19 protein-coding genes are annotated in these 21134 nt (G+C 39.8%); 5 read left to right on the top strand and 14 right to left on the bottom strand.

Annotated elements, in window-relative coordinates:
- Positions 1-5: 5 nt before the first annotated feature.
- The 3 genes from M0M83_RS08440 to M0M83_RS08430 form a co-directional block, all read right to left on the bottom strand.
- Positions 6-1145 carry an AAA family ATPase gene (locus M0M83_RS08440; protein WP_248468227.1) on the bottom strand — a complete coding sequence of 380 codons (1140 nt, stop codon included), beginning with the start codon at positions 1143-1145 and terminating at the stop codon, positions 6-8.
- The gene (locus tag M0M83_RS08435; RefSeq protein WP_125891097.1) at positions 1142-1852 is read right to left on the bottom strand and encodes an RNA ligase family protein; all 711 of its coding nucleotides are present in this window, start codon (positions 1850-1852) and stop codon (positions 1142-1144) included. The genes M0M83_RS08440 and M0M83_RS08435 overlap by 4 nt, the downstream gene beginning before the upstream one ends.
- Positions 1853-2371: 519 nt before the next feature.
- Complete coding sequence (locus M0M83_RS08430; RefSeq protein WP_125890860.1) at positions 2372-3688, bottom strand: CitMHS family transporter; 1317 nt, start codon at positions 3686-3688, stop codon at positions 2372-2374.
- Positions 3689-4229: 541 nt separating this feature from the next.
- On the opposite strand from M0M83_RS08430, the gene M0M83_RS08425 reads away from it, so the two are divergent.
- Positions 4230-5321 (top strand): NADH:flavin oxidoreductase/NADH oxidase, encoded by a 1092-nt coding sequence (locus tag M0M83_RS08425; RefSeq protein WP_248468226.1) that lies wholly within the window; start codon positions 4230-4232, stop codon positions 5319-5321.
- A 53-nt stretch (positions 5322-5374) separates the two neighbouring features.
- Here M0M83_RS08425 and M0M83_RS08420 read toward each other — a convergent pair whose 3' ends face one another.
- The 3 genes from M0M83_RS08420 to M0M83_RS08410 form a co-directional block, all read right to left on the bottom strand.
- The gene (locus M0M83_RS08420; RefSeq protein WP_213913320.1) at positions 5375-5695 is read right to left on the bottom strand and encodes a hypothetical protein; all 321 of its coding nucleotides are present in this window, start codon (positions 5693-5695) and stop codon (positions 5375-5377) included.
- 230 nt (positions 5696-5925) lie between these two features.
- Complete coding sequence (locus M0M83_RS08415) at positions 5926-6798, bottom strand: DMT family transporter (RefSeq protein WP_125890857.1); 873 nt, start codon at positions 6796-6798, stop codon at positions 5926-5928.
- Between the two features lie 638 nt (positions 6799-7436).
- Positions 7437-8909: an anion permease gene (locus M0M83_RS08410; protein ID WP_102139301.1), complete on the bottom strand. Its 1473-nt coding sequence runs from the start codon at positions 8907-8909 to the stop codon at positions 7437-7439.
- A gap of 639 nt (positions 8910-9548) precedes the next feature.
- Here M0M83_RS08410 and cutA point away from each other — a divergent pair.
- Positions 9549-9896 carry a divalent-cation tolerance protein CutA gene (gene cutA, locus M0M83_RS08405; protein ID WP_125890855.1) on the top strand — a complete coding sequence of 116 codons (348 nt, stop codon included), beginning with the start codon at positions 9549-9551 and terminating at the stop codon, positions 9894-9896.
- 263 nt (positions 9897-10159) lie between these two features.
- On the opposite strand, the gene betA is transcribed toward cutA, so the two are convergent.
- Genes betA through betI form a run of 3 tightly spaced genes read right to left on the bottom strand, consistent with a single transcriptional unit; the run spans position 10160 to position 13982 of the window.
- Complete coding sequence (gene betA, locus M0M83_RS08400) at positions 10160-11839, bottom strand: choline dehydrogenase (protein WP_248468225.1); 1680 nt, start codon at positions 11837-11839, stop codon at positions 10160-10162.
- 39 nt (positions 11840-11878) lie between these two features.
- On the bottom strand, positions 11879-13357 hold the full coding sequence (betB, locus tag M0M83_RS08395) for a betaine-aldehyde dehydrogenase (protein ID WP_248468224.1): 1479 nt from the start codon (positions 13355-13357) through the stop codon (positions 11879-11881).
- A 22-nt stretch (positions 13358-13379) separates the two neighbouring features.
- Positions 13380-13982 carry a transcriptional regulator BetI gene (betI, locus tag M0M83_RS08390; RefSeq protein WP_213913323.1) on the bottom strand — a complete coding sequence of 201 codons (603 nt, stop codon included), beginning with the start codon at positions 13980-13982 and terminating at the stop codon, positions 13380-13382.
- Between the two features lie 209 nt (positions 13983-14191).
- Here betI and M0M83_RS08385 point away from each other — a divergent pair, with 209 nt between their 5' ends.
- Positions 14192-16234, top strand: a complete 2043-nt coding sequence (locus M0M83_RS08385) for a choline transporter (protein ID WP_004255510.1) — start codon at positions 14192-14194, stop codon at positions 16232-16234.
- A 52-nt stretch (positions 16235-16286) separates the two neighbouring features.
- Here M0M83_RS08385 and M0M83_RS08380 read toward each other — a convergent pair whose 3' ends face one another.
- Together M0M83_RS08380 and kdgR are read right to left on the bottom strand one after the other, a co-directional pair.
- On the bottom strand, positions 16287-16646 hold the full coding sequence (locus M0M83_RS08380) for a hypothetical protein (protein WP_248468223.1): 360 nt from the start codon (positions 16644-16646) through the stop codon (positions 16287-16289).
- Between the two features lie 174 nt (positions 16647-16820).
- Positions 16821-17603, bottom strand: a complete 783-nt coding sequence (gene kdgR / locus M0M83_RS08375) for a DNA-binding transcriptional regulator KdgR (protein WP_125890849.1) — start codon at positions 17601-17603, stop codon at positions 16821-16823.
- 203 nt (positions 17604-17806) lie between these two features.
- On the opposite strand from kdgR, the gene M0M83_RS08370 reads away from it, so the two are divergent.
- On the top strand, positions 17807-18766 hold the full coding sequence (locus M0M83_RS08370; RefSeq protein ID WP_213913325.1) for a sugar kinase: 960 nt from the start codon (positions 17807-17809) through the stop codon (positions 18764-18766).
- 12 nt (positions 18767-18778) lie between these two features.
- Entirely contained in the window at positions 18779-19396 is a 618-nt protein-coding gene (locus M0M83_RS08365; protein WP_125890847.1) for a bifunctional 4-hydroxy-2-oxoglutarate aldolase/2-dehydro-3-deoxy-phosphogluconate aldolase, read from the top strand.
- 298 nt (positions 19397-19694) lie between these two features.
- Here M0M83_RS08365 and M0M83_RS08360 read toward each other — a convergent pair whose 3' ends face one another.
- From M0M83_RS08360 to M0M83_RS08350, 3 genes are read right to left on the bottom strand one after another with little or no spacing between them, the layout of a single operon-like run.
- Positions 19695-20201, bottom strand: coding sequence for a contact-dependent growth inhibition system immunity protein (locus M0M83_RS08360; protein WP_248468222.1), 507 nt, complete (start codon positions 20199-20201; stop codon positions 19695-19697).
- Positions 20202-20642, bottom strand: coding sequence for a hypothetical protein (locus M0M83_RS08355; RefSeq protein WP_125890845.1), 441 nt, complete (start codon positions 20640-20642; stop codon positions 20202-20204).
- Complete coding sequence (locus M0M83_RS08350) at positions 20621-21127, bottom strand: contact-dependent growth inhibition system immunity protein (RefSeq protein WP_248468221.1); 507 nt, start codon at positions 21125-21127, stop codon at positions 20621-20623. The genes M0M83_RS08355 and M0M83_RS08350 overlap by 22 nt, the downstream gene beginning before the upstream one ends.
- Between the last annotated feature and the right edge of the window lie 7 nt (positions 21128-21134).

The raw sequence follows: 21134 nt of genomic DNA, 5'->3' as shown, positions 1-21134 counted from the left end.
GAATTTTATTTTTCGGCAAGTAACGGCTCAAAATTACGATCAATATAATAGGAAACTTGATGAGCTTCATCTGGCGTCGGCAATTCTAACTTCCCTGCCATTTTTTCCATAACTTGCTCCGGTACCGCATATTGACGTTGTTGATTTTGTTGCCGCCACTGTTTAAATGGCACTTCCAAGTAAACTAAATGGATTTTGGCTTGATAGCGTTCAAATAAGCTGATCATGGTTCCTCGTAAGGAGGTACTCAATGACGTCGCATTCCAAATAAAATGGGTTTTCGTGCGTAACAATCGTTTTGCTTGCTCTTTCGCTTGCTGAGCGACCCACCCTTGTGCATTTTTATCTGCTGGGTTGATTTTATGTTCTCGGCGAATATCATCTAAACACACGACTGCCGTTTGTGGGTAAAACCGTTTGATAAAATGGTCTTTTCCCATCCCCGGCAAACCACATAACATTATCACTTCACTTCCATTTTCTTCAAAAGGCTGGTAATCCGTAGTGCCCTTTTGATGATGAAAATACTGGAAGCGCCCAGCTGGTGACGCAAATGATTTAGGTTGGTCCCAACAACCCTGCTCACGACAGAATAGTTCAAATAGCTCGATTCTGACCAAAAGTTCCGCTTTATCTTCACACGCACGGCCCATCGCATCCGCTTTCGCTAACATACATAATAAAGACATTTCAACCCGCAAAGATGCAGCAAATAACGTGCGCTCAGGATCTGGCTTTTCCATTAACCAAAGCGGTAAGCCATGGAATCGAACTAAAGCCGCAATTTGTTCACGAATAGCAAAGGGCGTTTCTATTTGTCGAAATAATATATTTCGTACAGATAACTCACCTTTTTTGGCATGTCCAGGTGAATGGATCCGCCCCTCTTCATCTTCTTTTGTCGTACTGCGTTTTTCGACGTCATGCAGCAAGGCTGCCGCCCAAACGATTTGTTGTTTAAGCTCAGGAAGCTGTTGATATTCAGACAAACCTTCTAAAGCCGCTAACACCATTTGGGTGTGAATAGCCACGTTACCTTCCGCATGGTGCAAACGGTCTTGCGGCACATACTGCATATCACGCACAAAATCGAACTGTTTTTCAAGCTGTGTCCAGTCACGACATTGGGTTAATTGCCAACTCATGGCTGTTCTCCTTGTAATTCAAAGGCCAGCTTGGCTCTCTGCCAATGCCGCTTCCAGTGGATATCCGTTTTAACATGGTTTTTACGCACATATTTGAAAACATGCGCCATAAAATCATCCACATGAAAACCTTGGCTATCGCGGCTCACAATACCTTCCATGCTACAGGCTTCCCCTGTATGAGTATCACACGCAATAAATTGGCTATCTAATGATGCAGCAGTAATTAATGAACTTGCATATTCTTGCTTGTTCATGTGTTTACTGAGTGATAAATCTAATTGAGGGACGGTTGGAAAATCAAATAGAGCTGCATAAAATTGCACCTCTTCCCAACTGAGCCAATACTCCCCCTGCCTCACCGCAAATACATAGAAGTAATCTTCAATATGTTGATATTCAATGGAATGTATTGCGTAAAGATTCTCACCGAATAGTTCAATATCCCCTAAATCATCTTTAATCAGCTGCCAACGTTGGCGAATTTGCTGGCTCCATGCTGATTGGGTTGGTGCTCCATGAGAGCGAGCAAAAACCCCGTGACGGTTTAAACAATTATTTTCACCATCCAGTTTTTCTGTATGAACCAGTTTGTCTATATTTTGGATGTGCGACCACCAATCGCTATTGATGCGATCATCACTCGTCGTACCTGGGGAGAACGGATAGTGATACGTTCTACCATACTTTCTTGATTGCATATTCATCATGCTTTCTCTAAAGAAATAGAAATAACCACAAATCTTTTTGCTAGATTTGCGTCTTTAATTGTTGAGAAATCAAGTGTAGGTATTACATATCTATTCCGAGTAACGGCCTCATTTTTACTTAGCTAAGGGTCAAAATTAGCGAAATTGAAGGAAAACAGTTGAATTTTAGTCTAATTGTCAAGAAGAAGACTATCAATTTATTCCTAATTTAGCTCTACACACAAAAATCACCTACTCCCTATTAATCTAGAAGCCCAAATAAGCCTAATTTTACTCGAGACAATATTAAACGTGATAGTGATAGGTGGGAATTTATCGGACGTAAAGCTGAAGACTCAGTGCGTAAACTTTATGTAGGAAAGGTAATCAATAGAGATAGGAGCTACGGAACACCTTTCGTTAAGGTTGGATATTAATCTATCATAAATAGTTATAAAGATGAAAAAATAATAATCATCTTTGGATAATACTTGAGAACATCTTTCAATGTTCTCAAGTAGTTAAGAACAAAAAAACCTAGTAAAGACCGATCACTGAACCAACTGCTAACAAAAAGAAACTAAACAACCAAATCCAACCAAACGAATAACGTAAGTGGCGCCCCATATCAATTCCAGCTAATCCCATTGCTAACCATGCTGCTGGAGAGAATGGGCTCACGAAAGTCCCTGCGTTGTTACCTATCGCCATCGCATAAACAACGGAAGATGGGTCAACACCAACTGTGGCGGCAATTTGTTGAATTATTGGTAGTAAGGCAAAATAGTAAGCATCGGTACTGGTAAAAATATCCATCGGCACGCCTAAAATACCGACAAAAATATGGACTTTAGAAACCCATTCTGTTGGTAAAATAGCGGTTAAGTCTGTTGCAATTGACTCAAGCATGCCACCTTCAGATAAAATACCTAAAAATGCTCCTGCCGCTAAGATAATGGCAACCATTCCCAATGCTTGTGGCGCATGGGCTGCCAAAATTTTCATTTGGTCCCTAGGGTTAGGGAAGTTAACCATCAAGGCAATGGAAAGTGCGATCATAAAAACATAAGGTGCAGATAATAAACCAAATGCTAAACAGACAACAGAGGCGACAATTAACCCACCATTGATAAGTGGTTTCTTAGGTTTTTGTACCGTTTCGGTTATATCGGCAGTGTCATCACTAACAGGTAACAAAGAATCCATTTCATATGGCGTTGTTCCTTTCAAACTCGCTGCGGCAATACGTCTTTTCTCACGAAATCCCATTAACGTAGCAAATACCACTGCTCCCCCCATACCAATAAGTTGTACTGGGATCAAATGTTGCCATAAGGTCGAAGCATCAATGCCAGTGACAGCCGAAGCACGGCCTAACGGCCCGCCCCAAGGCACCATATTCATGACCCCCATGCTGGCACACATCAGCAGCAACATGAGATATGGGCTCATCCCCAGTTGACGGTATAAAGGTAATAATGCAGGAATGATAATTAAAAATGTCGCAGCGCCTGAACCATCTAAATGGACAACTCCTGCAATTAACGTTGTCATAATACAAACAACAATAATATTCCCACGCGTCATTTTAACCATTAAACGGATCAATGGATCAAAGATATGCAGGTCTTTCATTAAGCTAAAAAATAAAATCGCAAATAAAAACATCGCTGCGACTTTTGAAACTTTATTAATTCCACTTTCAAAGAATACTGAAATTTCAGCAACCGAATAACCAGCAAATAAAGCACCAATAAAGGGAATACAAGACATTGCGATAATTGGGCTAACTTTCCCCATCATCAATAATGTTACTATCGATATAATGATTAAAATACCAATAATTGTCAGCACATCAACTTCCTTCTTAGAATTATATTTTTCAGGTGAACACAAATTTCAGCTTGGCTCGCATTAGCTTAATAAGCATATTTCTTATATAAACCATTTAATATAACCGCAAGGAATATTTTATATTTTTGCTTCACAAACAATGTATTAATCATTATTTAAATTATCATTTAAAATAAAAAAATAGTTTTATTCTCTATTAGAACCATTAAAACCATAAACAAGCATTAACACCATTCTGGCGTGGGAGTTATTATTTTATTTATAAGTTACAGAATTATAACAATCAAAAATCAATGATTATTATAATATTTTATTTTTTCTCTTATTTTTTTATATTTTCTCCCTCCTTTTTCATCATGTTACTAGGGAAATATACTTTTTATGATTTTGGTCAAATATTCAAAAATTCGCTTGATTTTCTATTACCAATCCGCTGTAAAAATAAAATTTGCCCCGTAATACCACACCATCTCACAAAAAAACTTTGGCAAACTCAGTATAATATTAAAATAATTTAAGTTTGCTAATAAGGAATGTTCCAATGAGCCGCCTTTTTTCACCTGCATCAATAAGCCAAGTTTCGTTGAAAAATAGAATCATTGTTCCCCCGATGTGCCAATATTCCGCAGAAAATGGCATGCCAACCGCTTGGCATAACGCCCACTATATGAACCTTGCTTTATCAGGGGCCTCCTTAGTGATTGTAGAAGCCAGTGCTGTTGTTCCTGAAGGGCGTATTACCTACAAAGACTTAGGCTTATGGAATGACGAACAAATGGTCGCCATGCAGAAAATGCTCAACGATATCAGACATTTTTCAGATGCGCGTTTCGGGGTACAAATTGCTCACGCAGGTAGAAAGGCATCAACCGAGTTACCTTGGTTAGGGGGTAACAGTATCCAGCCTACACAACCCAATGGTTGGCAAACTGTTGCACCATCAGCAATCGCTTTTGGTGAGAACGCAATCCCACATGCATTAACGATTGATGAAATTTTACAGGTCAAACAGCAATTTATTGACGCCGCCATTCGTGCTGAAAAAGCCGGTTTTGACGTTATTGAGATCCATGCTGCTCACGGATATTTACTGCATGAATTCTTATCACCAATATCAAACTTACGACAAGATGAATATGGTGGATGCTTTAAGAATCGTACTCGCTTACTGATTAATATTTTCCATGAGATGAGAGAAGCCATTAGCCCTAATGTTGCAATTGGTGTACGGATCTCCGCAACAGATTGGCTTGAATCGGGTTGGAGCGTACCTGAATCAATTGAGCTAACAGAATTATTAGAAGATTTAGGTTGTGACTATATCCACGTCTCATCTGGCGGGTTATCAACTGAACAACAGATACCATTAAGCCCGAATTACCAAGTACCATTAGCACAAGCGATCCATGAACAAAGTATGATGCCCGTGATTGCTGTAGGTCTGATTACAGAGCCGTTGCAAGCCGAAGCGATACTTGCAACCCATCAAGCTGATTTTGTCGCTATTGGTAGGGGGATCTTATTTGAGCCGCGATGGCCTTGGCGAGCTGCGAGTGAATTGAATGAACAAATAGACGTTGCGCCACAATACCGGCGCTGTGCCCCACATCAATTTAAGCACTTATTTAAGTAAAGTAATAAACTCGCAGCTATTGTTAATTGATAATAGCTGCGAGTCATAAATTATTAACGCGCGCTAGTCGAACACTGTTGCACAAATTCAATCATGGTTTTTTGGAATTCAGGCTCTGCAGTACCTGATTTTTCTATTTCCGCATCCATACGTTTAAACTCAGCTAAACCATATTTTTCAATTGTTTTATCGTAGGCGCAACCACAAATTGCACTGACTGCATTTGCCGTTTCACCTTGCGGGTTTCCTGATGCAACCACACAGGTATTCACAAAATTCTCTTTATATTCAGCAATTTCTGACTTTTCATCAGAACATGCAGACAACACAACCATTGCTCCTGCCATACCTAATATTAATGCTAATTTTTTCATTTTATGCCCATTTCCTATTTAGCTTTAACTAAGATGATAATAATAAACCTCTATTATTCCTAGTTCACGCTATTTTGGATATCTTGTTTATGTTTTCAATACCATTAATCTTAATTCACCAAATAAGACGCTCTTATTAAGATTAACATCCCTATCACTGACTATTCATATTAATCATAGCTGTTTTCTTATAAAAAATCTGTCTTGTCCCATATTTTATTATGTGTATTTCACCTGGGCAATGAATTAGAACAACGCCATCGATAATAGAATAATGATGATAAAATTAGCACACAGCCAACAATTTGGATAAAAGGCATTCTTTCACTGTACCAAATAGCCGCTACAAATACAGTCATAACAGGTTCAAGGATCATAATAATTGCCGCATTTCCTGCTGTGGTATTTTTTTGACCAATCAGCTGTAATACAAACCGCAAACTCGTTGCTATCACCACACTAGCAATAAACCACATTATAGTGGGTACTGTGATGCTACTTGGCCATTCTTCCAAAAAGAGTGACAAAACTAGCCCTGTCACTCCAGTACAAGCAAGTTGAATGGTCGTTAACGGCAACAGAGGAATTGTTCGAGTATATAAACTGGTATAACAAAAATAGATAGCCTGAACAATTGCAGCGCCAAGAAACCATAGTTGGCTTGCCTTAAACTCAAGTTGAGCCTTGAATAGTGTTAAACATGCCAGCCCCAGAACAGCGACAGGAAGTGCCTCCCAGAAATAACGTACAGGTTTATTTTTTAAAATCACCCATGCAACTAGGGGAACAAACAACATCGCCAGACTCATGATAAAGGCCCCTTCTCCAATTGAGTCTGTTATCGCAACTGCGTGGATCCAAAGCACCATATTTAATGACATCCAACCGCCAGTCATTAATATTTTGGGTAATTGCTTTACCGCTATTCTATTTTTCTCGCCCCCACAAAAAGGGGCTAAAATGATAGCAGCGAATAAAAAACGGCTACCAAGAAAGGCAAATATTGGCATTCCCTGCACTGCTTCTCGGGAAAACACCCATCCCCAAGCCGCAATTATCGTGGTAAGCACCAAGAAAAACTCTGCCTTTCTTTGTGAATACATGTGTTCCTCGAACGAATTAAATGACCCTCTACTACATCATACCTACTTTTTCATGTAAACCAATCCCATTTATAGCCTTTAACTCCGAACGTTCCAAATAATAATATCTCGTTAAAAAATGATAAATATGACCTTAAATTAAGCGTTATTTCCTCTTAATAACGGTAATTTTTCTTCCAAGCTGGCTTTTTTCTTACTAAATAGATTAAGTCTCATTTCAAATACGATAAATGAGGAAGTTTGCATGCAAGCCCATCAATTTTTCTTTTTATATGACCTGAGATAATTAAGGTAAACAAACAACTACCAGTCTTACTGATTGAATTTACATCTTCAGCTTAAGGGAAGGTCATAGTATGGTTATTCAAAAAACATTACCGATAGATAACGATACAATCAAAAAAATTAAGATTGCGATCAATAAGAGAAAATATGCGCATGCGGATGAAATAAGTTTGTTATGGCAACACGCATTAAAATCGTCGTCAGTCTTCAGTTGGGGAAAAGTGATGCTGATTTCGATAATTAGTGGTTTGGTTGTTACAATAGCCACTTATTTATAGCATGGGGTTTTAAACGAAGAAATCGAGCTAATAGCCCGATTTCTATTAAATATCTTTAATCACTAATTTAGCTAATTACCAGTAACCTAAGAACTTCCACCAAACGCTACCAATAAAGAACCAGATGGCTAAGTTAACGACACTCATAACAAAACCGGTTTTCCACCACTCGCCTAATGTGGCATAGCCAGAACCAAAGATAATTGGTGCGGTACCTGTTCCATAATGAGTGAGTGACATCATTAATGATGATGAGAAAGCAAGCGTTAATGCTAACAACATTGGTGGTGCACCGAGAGATAATCCCGCGGCTAAAAATGCAGCGTACATTGCGGTAATATGCGCTGTTGTACTGGCAAAGAAATAGTGGGAATAAACATAGATAAGAACAAGGATCAACATCCCCCATACCCAGCTAATTCCCATACTCGCAATGGCTCCCTCGACTGAAACTGACATCCATTTAATTAAGCCTAATTTTCCTAAGAAAGATGCCATCATCACTAAAGCAGAGAACCAAACTACCGTATCCCAAGCCCCTTTATTTTTTAAGACATCATCCCAATTGATGACACCTGTTGCTAATAAAATACTTAAACCAATAAATGCTGCTGTTGTTGCATTCACACTGTATGCAGGCCCAAAGATCATTGCTGGTACACCTGCCCACATCAGTAATAGCAACCCAAAAACAGCTAATGTTAATTTTTCAGGTAATGAAACTGGCCCTAATTGCTGTAAACGTTCTTTGGCAAAATTAGGCGCATCCGGCGTAGAGGTGATTTCAGGCTTGTACATCAAATAAATGACCAATGGCATTAAAATCAAAGAGATAATGGCTGGTACAAATGCGGCAATAGCCCACATTCCCCAAGTTAGCTCCCCTTTTTGCCCTAACTCACTGACAATCAGGCTGACTATCAGTGGGTTTGGGGCTGTTGCCGTAATAAACATTGCAGACGTAATCGGGTTAATATTGTAATTGACCAAAGCCAAATAACGACCGATTTTCCCAGCAGTACCATCATCCGCCTTAGACCCAAAACTATCAGCGATAGAACGCATAATTGGGTGAATAATTCCCCCACCTCGAGCGGTATTACTTGGTGTCACAGGAGCCAATATTGTTTCTGCTATTGCCAATGAATAAGCAATACCCAATGTTTTTTTACCAAATAAAGAAATGACATAATACCCTATCCTTGCCCCTAAACCTGTTTTGTTCAAGCTCATGGAAACCATGATAGAAATACCAATTAACCAAATTAAGTCATTAGAAAAACCACTTAATGCATCCGCAATTGCCCCTTTAGTTGATTCAGGATTAGTGACTCCAGTAACTGCAACTAATGAAATTGCGACAATAGAAACTCCGCCTATTGGTAAAGCCTTACCAATAATAGCAGCGATTGTGCCTACAAATAATGCTAAAAGATGCCACGCATTTGGATTAACACCTTCAGGAACAGGAATTAAAAACCAAATAATTAATGTTATTGCAACTGCGATTAATGTTGGAACAGGTTTTAAAGGTGTTAGTTTATTCATAAGGTTTATCCATACACGTTTAAAGATGGAAATACAGAGTAATTTCAGTTATATATTCTAATTTTGTCTTTAGATTAACAATATATAGCAAAAAAACCTTGATATTTATCAGTACGTAGATTCTTTTATAATACAAATTCACGTTATTTTGTAACGGGACGTAATATATTATTTCAGTAATTAATCTTTCATATTTTTTGCATAAAAAGATAAGCCTACCCTTAAATGAATAAGGGTAAAAATAAAGTTGGGCTTATTATTTGTTCTATTACTCGGCTAGCAGCACATGCACTCACATTTATCTCATAATCTAATTTGTTTCTTAATATACTAAAATTTCAATTATTTTTATAGTTTGCCCTCAATTTATGCTTGCTGAATCGAATTAATAAAATAAAATCAAGAAATACTCTAAATTATATTGAATATATAAAAAATTATAACAATGGCAGTTTCTGAGCAAAAAACACACAGGCCACCATTGGAACGATGCTTCATCCTTAATTATCATTACTTATTATCTAATCTAATCATGCTAAAAAACACTTATAGTGATTATGCTTTTTTCAATAAAATTTTTATTCCTAATCTAAATATGAGCAACAAAACACATCCAAATATGACTAAGAAGGAAATGAAATGTCCACTAATGAAATTTATACCACAAATGCAAAAAGCCCATGTATTGTGTTATGCACGACGAATAGCCATGAAAACGCAATTAAAATTACCCAACATTTACTAGCCAATCGTTTAGCTGCATGCGTTTCTCTACTTCCTGAAATAACATCAGTTTATCTATGGCATGATAATATCACGCAAGATAAGGAGATTTTGCTTTTGATCAAAACGACCCAAGGAAATCAACTCAATTTGTTTAAGGCAATAAAAGAAATACACCCATATGAAACTCCTGAACTCATTCGCTTAGACCCAAGCCAAGTGGAAGATAATTACTTACGATGGCTGATTAGCTCCGTTAAATAATAGGTATTAATCTGAATTTAATAACAATAACGTTATAAATTGTGAGCTAGAATCGTTTTGTATAAATAAATTTAACTGGTCGGCTATGGTTTACCGAAAATTAATGCTATATAAATAAGCTCGCTTTATATTTATTTTCCCTCCTTTATATTTGGAGGTTTTTTTTGCCTAAAATTCACCAATACATATTCTGTCTAGCTAACAAAAAAAAGCGACTGATATAAATATCAATCACTTTGTACGTAAAGCCTTAGTGCATAAAGTTAGCCTCTTAATGGCTGATTTCTTACCGGCCTATCACCAGCGACATAATATTCAGCATCGCTTGTGGGCAACGGAGGTCGGTTTCGAATTTTATCGGCGATTTTCTCCGCGATCATGATAGTCGTTGCATTTAAATTACCCGTAATAATCAGCGGCATAATTGATGCGTCGATAACTCGTAAATTTTCAATTCCATGAACACGTCCTGCACCATCAACCACTGCCATCTCATCGTGCCCCATCTTGCATGTACCACATGGATGAAAAGCAGTTTCAGCTCTCTCGCGGACAAATGCATCTAGCTCGTCATCCGTACTAATCTGTTTACCAGGGCTAATTTCTTCCCCACGATATGGGTCAAGTGCTGGCTGAGCCATAATTTCACGGGTAATACGAATAGCAGCACGAAACTCTTCCCAATCCTGTTCCGATGACATGTAGTTAAATAAAATACTCGGATGCTGCCTTGGGTCTAAAGATTTCAAACGAACGCGCCCTCGGCTAGGCGAACGCATTGAGCCTACATGGGCTTGAAAACCATGCTGATTAACGGCATTACTACCGTTATAGTTAATCGCCACAGGCAAAAAGTGGAATTGAATATTTGGCCAAGCAAATTTTTCACTGGTACGAATAAACCCACCCGCTTCAAATTGGTTGCTTGCGCCAATTCCAGTCCCTTTAAATAGCCATTCAGCGCCTATTTTGGGTTGGTTTATCCATTTTAAGGCTGGATATAATGAAACTGGTTGTTTGCATTCATATTGCAAATACATTTCAAGGTGGTCTTGCAAGTTTTGCCCTACACCGGGTAAAACGTGCACGGCTGGAATATTAAACTCCGTCAGCACATCTTCAGGCCCAACCCCAGAGCGCTGCAAAATTTGTGGAGATGCAATCGCACCTGCGCATAACAGAACCTCTTTACGCGCCTTTACCACCGTTGGCGTAGTGCTATTACCTTGATAATACTTCACACCCGCCGCTTTTTTCCCTTCAAACTCAATGGTATCCGTAGTGGCATGGGTACGAATGGTCAGGTTATGGCGCTTTTTCGCTTGGTCCAAATATCCTCTTGCTGTACTTGCTCGTCGCCCTTGAGGAGTGACCGTGCGATCCATCGGGCCAAAACCCTCTTGTTGGATCCCATTTAAATCATCAGTTTGTGGATACCCAGCTTGTACACCCGCTTCCACCATCGCATGAAATAGCACATTATTGCCATTCTTCGGTGTTGTCACACTGACTGGGCCATCTCCACCATGGTAATCATTCGGGCCAATATCACGCGTTTCTGCTTTTCTAAAATAAGGTAAGCAATCGAGGTAACGCCAGTCTTCTAAGCCAGGCGCCTCAGCCCAGCCGTCAAAGTCTAGAGCATTCCCTCGGATATAACACATCCCATTAATTAATGATGAGCCTCCGAGCCCCTTCCCTCTACCACATTCCATTCGTCGGTTATTCATATGTGGTTCAGGATCAGTTTCATAAGCCCAATTATAACGTCGCCCCTGTAATGGGTAGGCTAATGCCGCTGGCATTTGTGTGCGAAAGTCGAACCGGTAGTCCGGTCCTCCTGCTTCAAGGAGCAGCACAGTAACATCTGGATCTTCTGTCAGGCGGGTAGCAAGAACGTTACCGGCTGAACCAGCACCGATAATAATATAGTCGTAGACCATTGTTATCTCCTCTGTTTCAGTCAAATTAAAATGATGTGATTAAAAAACGGATGCAAATTCCCCCAGTTCCACTTGAATGGATTTCACTTGTGTATAATTTTGCAGTGTTATTACGCCATTTTCACGACCAACGCCGGAATGCTTATACCCCCCTACTGGCATTTGAGCGGGTGATTCACCCCATGTATTAATCCAGCAAATCCCTGCTTCTAATTGATGGATAACACGATGCGCACGCGTGAGATCCTGTGTCACAACCCCAGCAGCAAGCCCATATACACTATTGTTTGCACGGGTAATCACTTCATCTTCTGATTGGTAACTTAAAATACTCATGACAGGACCAAAAATTTCTTCCTGTGTGATTTGCATCTCATCGTGGCAATCAGTGAATACCGTTGGTGCAACATACGCTCCCTGAGCGAAATCGCCATCCATCAAACGTTCACCTCCGCACAATAATTTCGCACCTTGTTGTTTGCCTAACTCAATATAACGCAACACATTTTCCATATGTGCGAAACTGACTAATGGCCCAAAGTTAATATTATCGTCAATCGGAGAACCTATTTTAATGCGCGCCACACGTTCCGTGATCTTGTCTTCAAACTGTGATTTAAGCGATTCTGGCACAAAAACCCGTGTTCCATTGGTACACACTTGGCCGGAACTATAAAAATTCGCCATCATGGCGATATCTGCAGCTTTATCTAAATCTGCATCATCGAAAATAATTAGAGGTGATTTGCCGCCTAGTTCCATCGTCACCTCTTTTAAAGAAGAGGCCGACGCATTCGCCATCACTTTTTTACCCGTTGCGATCCCCCCAGTGAATGAAACTTTGGCAATATCAGGGTGCTCCGTTAACCATTGCCCCACTTCACCGCCTTGGCCTGTCACCACGTTAAACACCCCGGCAGGCACCCCCGCTTCAGTATAAATTTCAGCTAACTTTAATGCAGTTAACGACGTGACTTCACTGGGTTTGAACACCATCGCATTACCTGCAGCCAGAGCAGGTGCTGACTTCCATAATGCGATTTGGATAGGGTAATTCCATGCGCCAATTCCAGCGACAACCCCCAGCGGTTCACGACGGGTATAAGCAAACGAGCTGTCACGCAGAGGGATCTGTTGCCCTTCCAGCATAGGGATTAAACCTGCATAGTATTCAAGGACATCAGCCCCTGTGACGATATCCACATAACGCGTTTCAGAAAGTGGTTTGCCCGTATCAAGGGTTTCGAGGTAGGCCAGCTCGTCGTTACGTTCCCGTAAAATATCTACCGCACGGCGTAAAATACGTGAGCGTTCTATCGCGGTCATTGCCGCCCAGACTTCTTGGCCTTGTTTGGCACTTTCTACCGCCCATTGGATATCTTCAAGGGTCGCAGATTGCAGATTTGCGATAGTTTCGCCATTTGCAGGGTTGATTGCAGGAAATTGCCCGCATTCAGGTTGTGAACTGTCGACATAACCACCATGAATATAAAGCTTATGTATCGGTGGATGTTGCATATTATCTCCTCTGAATTGGTTATTAAGTTTCTAAAACCTCAGCACGTTGTAGCTGCATATCGATATATTCGTTAGTGATTTTGAGTGCATCCTTAACAGGAAATTGCTCATTACTCAAAGCACTACGTAACCATAAGCCATCAATTAACGCCGCCAGCCCCTTCGCGGCCATCCGCGCATCCGCTTTGTTTAATACCCGCCCAAACTCATAGCTTAAGTTTGAATACAAGCGCCGGTCATTAACCTGCTGTAAACGATTTAAATTCGGTTGATGCATACTACTAGCCCAAAAGGCTAGCCACGTTTTCATCGCGGCCTCACTGGTTTGCGTTGGGTCGAAGTTGCCTTCAACAATTGCCTGAATTCGTCGTTTTGGCTCCGCTCCGGTTAACATCCGCAAACGTATTGCCACCGCAAACCCTAGTTGGTATTGAATATGGCGCATAGCGGCTTCAAGCAAGCCATTTTTATCACGAAAATAATGACTAATAATTCCTGTAGAAACCCCGGCTTTACGGGCAATTAACACAAAACTGGCATCCTGCATTCCAACTTCATTAATCACAGCCAATGTGGCTTGAATTAACTGTTGTTTACGTATCGACTGCATTCCTATCTTCGGCATAGTATTTGAACCTAAAAAATACATTGATCCCTTGTATTAAACGTTTTTTTGATTGAATATTCAATCAATATTAACTATTGTTTACAACAATCCATTCACAATTAACATAAGAGAGAAGATAACAAAAACCAAATCTTTGCTGATAAATCAATAAATTAGCTTAGAAAGTAATTTTAACCTGTTAAATAAATAAAAATGTGGAATGTCCAATGACAACTCAAAACAGTCCAAAAAATAAGCAGAAGGATAAACTGAACTCTGTGGTTTTTTTTACTTCCGCCGGTCTTATTCTGGCGTTTTCTTTTTTCACCATCTTGATGACCGAAACAGCAAATCAGTGGATCGTTGCCGCCCTTGGCTGGGTATCTAAAACCTTTGGTTGGTATTATCTGTTAGCAGCAACGCTTTATATTGTTTTTGTCATTTTCGTTGCAACCTCACGCTTTGGTAATATCAAACTCGGCCCAGAGCAATCTAAACCTGAATTTAGCGTGCTCAGTTGGTCTGCGATGCTATTTGCCGCAGGAATTGGTATCGATTTAATGTTTTTCTCCGTCGCTGAACCGGTCACCCAATATATGCTGCCGCCAACGGGCGAAGGCGAAACCTTAGAAGCAGCTCGTCAGGCGATGGTGTGGACTCTGTTCCACTATGGCCTAACGGGCTGGTCTATGTATGCCTTAATGGGAATTGCACTGGGTTATTTCAGTTATCGTTATAACTTGCCGCTGACCATTCGCTCCGCACTTTATCCAATATTTGGCAAGCGGATTGACGGCCCAATTGGCCATACTGTGGATATTGCTGCGGTATTAGGGACGATTTTCGGTATCGCAACAACATTGGGGATTGGGGTTGTTCAGCTGAATTATGGTCTCAAAGTCTTATTCGACTTACCTCAAGGGCTCCCCGTGCAAAGTGGGTTGATCCTGCTATCGGTGATTATGGCTGTAATTTCCGCCACATCTGGGGTAAATAAAGGTATTAGGGTGTTATCCGAGCTCAATGTGCTTTTAGCATTTGGTTTGATTTTATTTATCTTATTTGTCGGCGATACTGAGTTCCTACTCAATGCCTTAGTGCTGAATGTGGGGGACTATATTAACCGCTTTATGGGTATGACCCTCAACAGCTTTGCCTTTGACCGCCCAACGGATTGGATGAATAGCTGGACGCTGTTTTTCTGGGCATGGTGGGTAGCATGGTCACCATTTGTTGGGTTATTCCTTGCTCGTATTTCGCGCGGACGAACGATCCGACAGTTTGTGATTGGCACATTAATTATTCCATTTGTTTTCACACTATTATGGCTATCTATTTTTGGTAATAGTGCATTATATGAAATCATTCACGGCAATAGTGAACTTGCAAAAACCGTCCTCGACGCCCCCGAAAAAGGCTTCTATTCACTGCTTGAACTTTACCCCGGCTTTGGCCTAACCGCTTCTGTTGCAACCATTACTGGGCTGTTGTTCTATGTCACCTCTGCTGACTCCGGTTCATTAGTATTAGGCAATTTCACCTCAAAACTCAGTGATATTAACAATGACGCCCCTAATTGGTTGCGAATTTTCTGGTCTGTCGCAATTGGCTTACTTACCTTAGGGATGTTAATGACGGATGGCGTCGCTGCGTTACAAAATACGACGGTGATCATGGGCTTGCCCTTTAGTTTTGTTATCTTCTTTATTATGGCTGGGCTATATAAGTCATTAAAAGTTGAGGACTTTAGACGCGTTAGTTCGCTAAATACCAATGCCCCTGCACCACTATATGGCAACGGAACACTCAATTGGAAACAGCGTTTGGGACGAGTGATGAATTTCCCGGGAACGACTTATACCCAGCGGATGCTTGATTTGGTCTGCATTCCTGCCATGCAAGAAGTGGCAAAAGAGCTCAGTTTAAGGGGAGCAAAAGTGGAATTTAACACCTTGCCACCCATTGCTGATGAGCGATTAGACCATTTAGAATTAACGGTCGACCTAGGCGAAGAACAAAGCTTTATTTACCAAGTGTGGCCACAGCGCTATTCAGTTCCCGGTTTTACCTATCGCGCACGTTCAGGGAAATCCCATTATTACCGCTTAGAAACCTTCTTATGGGAAGGCTCACAAGGGAATGATTTAATGGATTACACCAAAGAACAAGTGATTAGCGATATTCTAGACCAATATGAAAAACATATGAATTTCATTCATTTAAGCCGTGAAGCCCCCGGGGCAACCTTAACATTCCCTGAATCTGTCTAGCTTGAACTCTAAGGGAGCGATGCTCCCTTAGAGTCAACAAATGAACAACTTATCAATAAGGGCGGCCCGCTTGCTCTAGCATTTTCTTCATTTTCTGGCGGTCATTCATCCAAGCCATTGAATGAGGGCACCCCGCTCCCGTCGGGTTAACATCACACACATTAAAATGTTTTGAAAACGCATTTTCATCTGCATTTCGCTGTTCTAACAAAGCTTGATAACTTTGTTCTTCTTGTGGAAGTTTCTTTTTGGGATCAAAGACAAACTTTTGTTGTGTCTGTAATTTTTTAATTCCTTGGTAGTCTTGATTAAACTCGCGATCAGCGGGTGACTTTTCTTTAAATGTAAAATCGTTGGCAAAGCCATAAGAAGTGAAACAAAGAAAAATAACAACAATAACCTTTTTAAACATATCTATTTCCTGCTGTGTCCATAAGCAAATATTATATGTCAGCAGCAACACATGGTGTTGAATAATAATAGGTGAAATTTATAAAACCTTAATATTCAAATAAATAATTTACCTGGGTTATTAAATCAATTGATTGATACATTATTGAAAATGGCTTAATTCTGTTATATCCCCCTATAATGGATATTGGTGATAACCCATTTTCTCTGAAATATTGCGCCCCGCTGTTTTCAGTAATTGGACGTATTCATCAATACGCTGCTCATCAAAACGAATGGTTGGGAACGAAATAGATAACCCTGCAACCACATGACCTAACCGGTCATATACTGGCACAGCAATACAGCGCAGGCCTAGTTCTTGCTCTTCTCGGTCTTGCGCATAATGGCATTCACGAACGGTGGCTAATTCCACCAGCAGGTCTTCTAACGTTAAAATCGTTGTTGCCGTTTTTTGGCTAAAAGTTTCGTTTTTCAATGCTAAACGAATGGATCCTTCATCTTGCCAAGCGAGTAAAATCTTACCGATTGCGGTGCAATACAATGGGTTACGACGCCCAACCCGTGAATACATGCGTAAATTATAACTCGAGTCGATTTTATGGATATAAATAATAGCATCTTCATCTAAAGCCCCTAAATGTACGGCTTCATGGGTCAATTGGCCAATACGGCGCATTTCTGTATCTGCAATTTCAATTAAATCCACATACTCAAGGGACTTCGCTCCCAACTCGAATAATTTCAATGTTAGGGAATATTTATCCGCTTCACCTTCTTGATCCACATAACCTAACTGTTTCATCGTTTGCAGAAAACGAAATGTGGTGGCTTTTGACATTAATAAGCGCTGCGAAAGCTCAGACACGCCGATCTCTTTTTGCTCACCAAGGGCACTAAGAATGCTGAATACCTTAACTACCGCTGAAACGGCATCCGTTTGAGTCGTTTTATCCATTACTTTTCCATCATCCTATAAATTGATATCGACATTACACCCTAGCGGATAGCATAAGTGGCTATCATGATAAAAACAAGAACGGCGATTTAATATTTTTAAAACAGCGTTTCATTTTTATTGAAGTTCTATTTGAAATGGGTTTTAATAGCATCATTAAGTCCGCAATAGTTTATTAAGTCGTAATCACGCAGGTGGTGAAAATGAATACACATCCGCAAGTTGCCGTTATTGGCGAATGCATGGTTGAATTGCAAAAGTCAGGGGAGCTATATAAGCAAACCTTTGGTGGAGATACACTCAATACCGCACTATACCTGTCTCGTTTGACCAAAGACCATGGCGTGACAACCCGTTACATCACCGGTTTAGGAAAGGACCCATTCAGCCAGCAAATGCTAAGCAGTTGGCAACAAGAAGGCATCAATACTGACGAAGTCTTTATTTCGGATAAACATTTGCCTGGGATGTATTTAATCGAAACCTCCGCTGATGGCGAACGTCGCTTTTTCTATTGGCGAGATAATGCCGCGGCAAAATTTTGGCTTGATGCCGTCTGTCTTGATAGCAATAGCAAAGCCCACACACAGCAAGTACTTAATTCACAACAATTTATCTATTTAAGTGGCATCAGCTTAGCCATTTTGCCTGACGCTTCACGCCAGTTGTTATTTGAAATGTTGCAGCAAGCTAAACAGCATGGTGCCAAAATTGTCTTCGATAATAACTATCGCCCCGCACTTTGGTCTTCCAAACAAGCCGCTCAACAGGCTTATCAGCAAATTCTCACTTTAACCGACATCGCTTTTTTGACCTTTGATGACGAACAGTTACTTTATGGCGACATTCATGAAAATGATGCAATTGCACGTACCCAACAATATGGCGTGAATGAAATCGTGATCAAGCGCGGTGCTAAGGCTTGCTTCGTCGTTATTGATAACGAACGTATTGAAGTCCCTGCGAATAAAATAAGCCATGTTGTTGATACCACTGCCGCAGGGGATTCCTTTAGTGCCGGCTACCTTGCTTGCCGTATTTTAGGTGGCAACCCATGCGAAGCGGCAAAATCAGGTCATTTACTGGCTGGAACCGTCATCCAACACCGGGGAGCGATTATTCCATCCGAGGCCATGCCAACCACTGCTTTAGTAAAATGTTAAGAGGCTTTAACCATGAATCAATTAGTTGAAAGAATTAAGAAACTCAATGTTGTTCCTGTGATCACCATTAATAATGCAGAACATGGTGCCCCATTGGCAAAAGCCTTAGTGGAAAATGGCCTGCCATGTGCAGAGGTCACCTTCCGCACCCCTGCAGCGCTACAAGCGATTAAAAATATGCGCGCGGCCTACCCTGAATTACTGATTGCCGCAGGTACGGTATTAACCACTGCGCAAGTTGACCAAGCCATTGAAGCGGGTGTGGATTTTATCGTCAGCCCAGGCTTTAACCCGAAAATTGTGGCTTATTGCCAACAAAAGAACGTAATTATCATTCCTGGGGTGAATAACCCAAGCTTAGTGGAGCAAGCCCTTGAATTTAACCTCACCACATTGAAATTCTTCCCAGCCGAAGCCTCTGGCGGAGTTGCCATGCTCAAAGCACTCAGCGCCGTTTACCCGGTTAAATTTATGCCAACTGGCGGGATCGGTGTGAAAAACATTAAAGAATACACCGCATTACCTTCTGTATTAGTGTGCGGCGGTTCATGGATGGTGCCGAATGACCTTATTGACAGTGAAAACTGGCAAGAGCTCGGCAAACTCATTGCCGAAGCAGCGGCTATTTAATTAATAATAAAAATCTCGTTGTTGTTATTGCGCCCTTACTGGATGGTAAGGGTTTTTTTGTTGTTCGTGTTCATTAAAATATTGTTTAATTATTAGCTTTATCAAATTAGTCAAAGAATATAATACAATTTACTAATAATTTAAATTATAAATTTACTTAAATAATTTACAAATAAATAAAAATTAAATTAAACCGAATACATTTTATTTTAACAGAATAAAACCAGTAAAGTTAATTTTATTAATACTACTTATATACCACATTAAAAATATTATTAACTATCTAATAATATAAAATTCAAATAACACTTCGGCAACGAGATATAGCTTCCTTTATCGCTTCACCGAGTTCTTCATCAGAAACACTATCCGGCAAAACAATATAGTCATCCTCAGTAAACCCATTCCCCGTCCATGTTTCTAGTTTTTTATGGAGTGTTGGCGTAATTATTATATGATCACCCTCTCGACAAATGTGGCATAACATCATTTTTAATAAAAAACTTTTACGGTTTTTCGACTTGCATATTTTTTTCCCATCATCAATCCATTTTTGATAGGCCAAAGATACACCATCACGACTAAAAATATCCTCGGGCGTATTTATATCAATTATTCTACTATTATCCAGCGCTAAAAATATTGTTTTACCTAACTCCCGCGTATCAACCTCTTTCGAAAGATGATAAATAGGCATTTTATAGTCCAAAACACGGAGATTATAACGCGAAATGGTATGTATAAAATAATACTCCTCATTAAAGTAAATGCTTACCCAAGACTCTTTAGTAGAAGAATTACTCATCTATCCTCCTTGCTTTACAATTATTACTCTAAGACTTATATCCTTTTCTGCTGCATATATTATTGACTGATTGATTTCCAGCCATTGTGATGCTGTTGTTTTATCTTGAACTCCTAGCTCTATTGTTTTAGTTTTTATATCTGAGCTTTTCAATTCAACGCCGGACTTACTAGCACCTTTAAAATCATTTACTTTATTAATGTAACTGTTAAGTACTCGATTTATTTCATTCTGCTTTTGGTATGTCTTTGCACTGGTATTTAAGGTTTTCACACTTACAGCTTCTCCCTTTGAAAAATAATCGAAAGTTTCAAACCCATATGGCATTCTTTCTGCTTTCTTAAAATTTCTATGTACACCAATATAATCTTCAAATGGATAGCCTTGCTTGTAAACGCCTTCACTACAGCCTAGACATTTTACTTGACCATACTTCGGCAACGAGAAAGCACTTCCTTTATGGCTTTACCTAATTCTGCGTTTGTTACTGTATCCGGTAAAATAATATCATCATCATCACTATATCCATCTCTCGTCCAATCTTTTAGTTTTTTATGCAAACTAGGTTGCAATATAATGTTACCATTAATTCGTTTAATACTGCATGACATCATATTTAAAAAAAGTGATTTTATACTTTTAAACTTACATTTAATTAACACATCACCAACCCACTCTTTATAGTCTTCATCAATCCTCTTTCTATCAAAAAAATAAGAATTTTCATACGGATCTATAATTCGACACTGACTTAATGCTAACTTTAACATTTCACCTAACTTTTCTTCAGTAGTATCTTTTTCCAAACAATAAACGGGCGTCTCATTATCTCTAACAAAAAAATGATATCCCGAAAGAACAAATATAAAATAAAATCGTTCGTTAACTCGGATTGATACATTATCCCCAGAATCATAATCAAGCATATATTGT

The organism is Providencia rettgeri, from assembly GCF_023205015.1.
GTDB lineage: Bacteria > Pseudomonadota > Gammaproteobacteria > Enterobacterales > Enterobacteriaceae > Providencia > Providencia rettgeri_E.
Note: the sequence above shows the minus strand (reverse complement) of the source record. Positions and strands in the feature narration are given on the sequence as shown.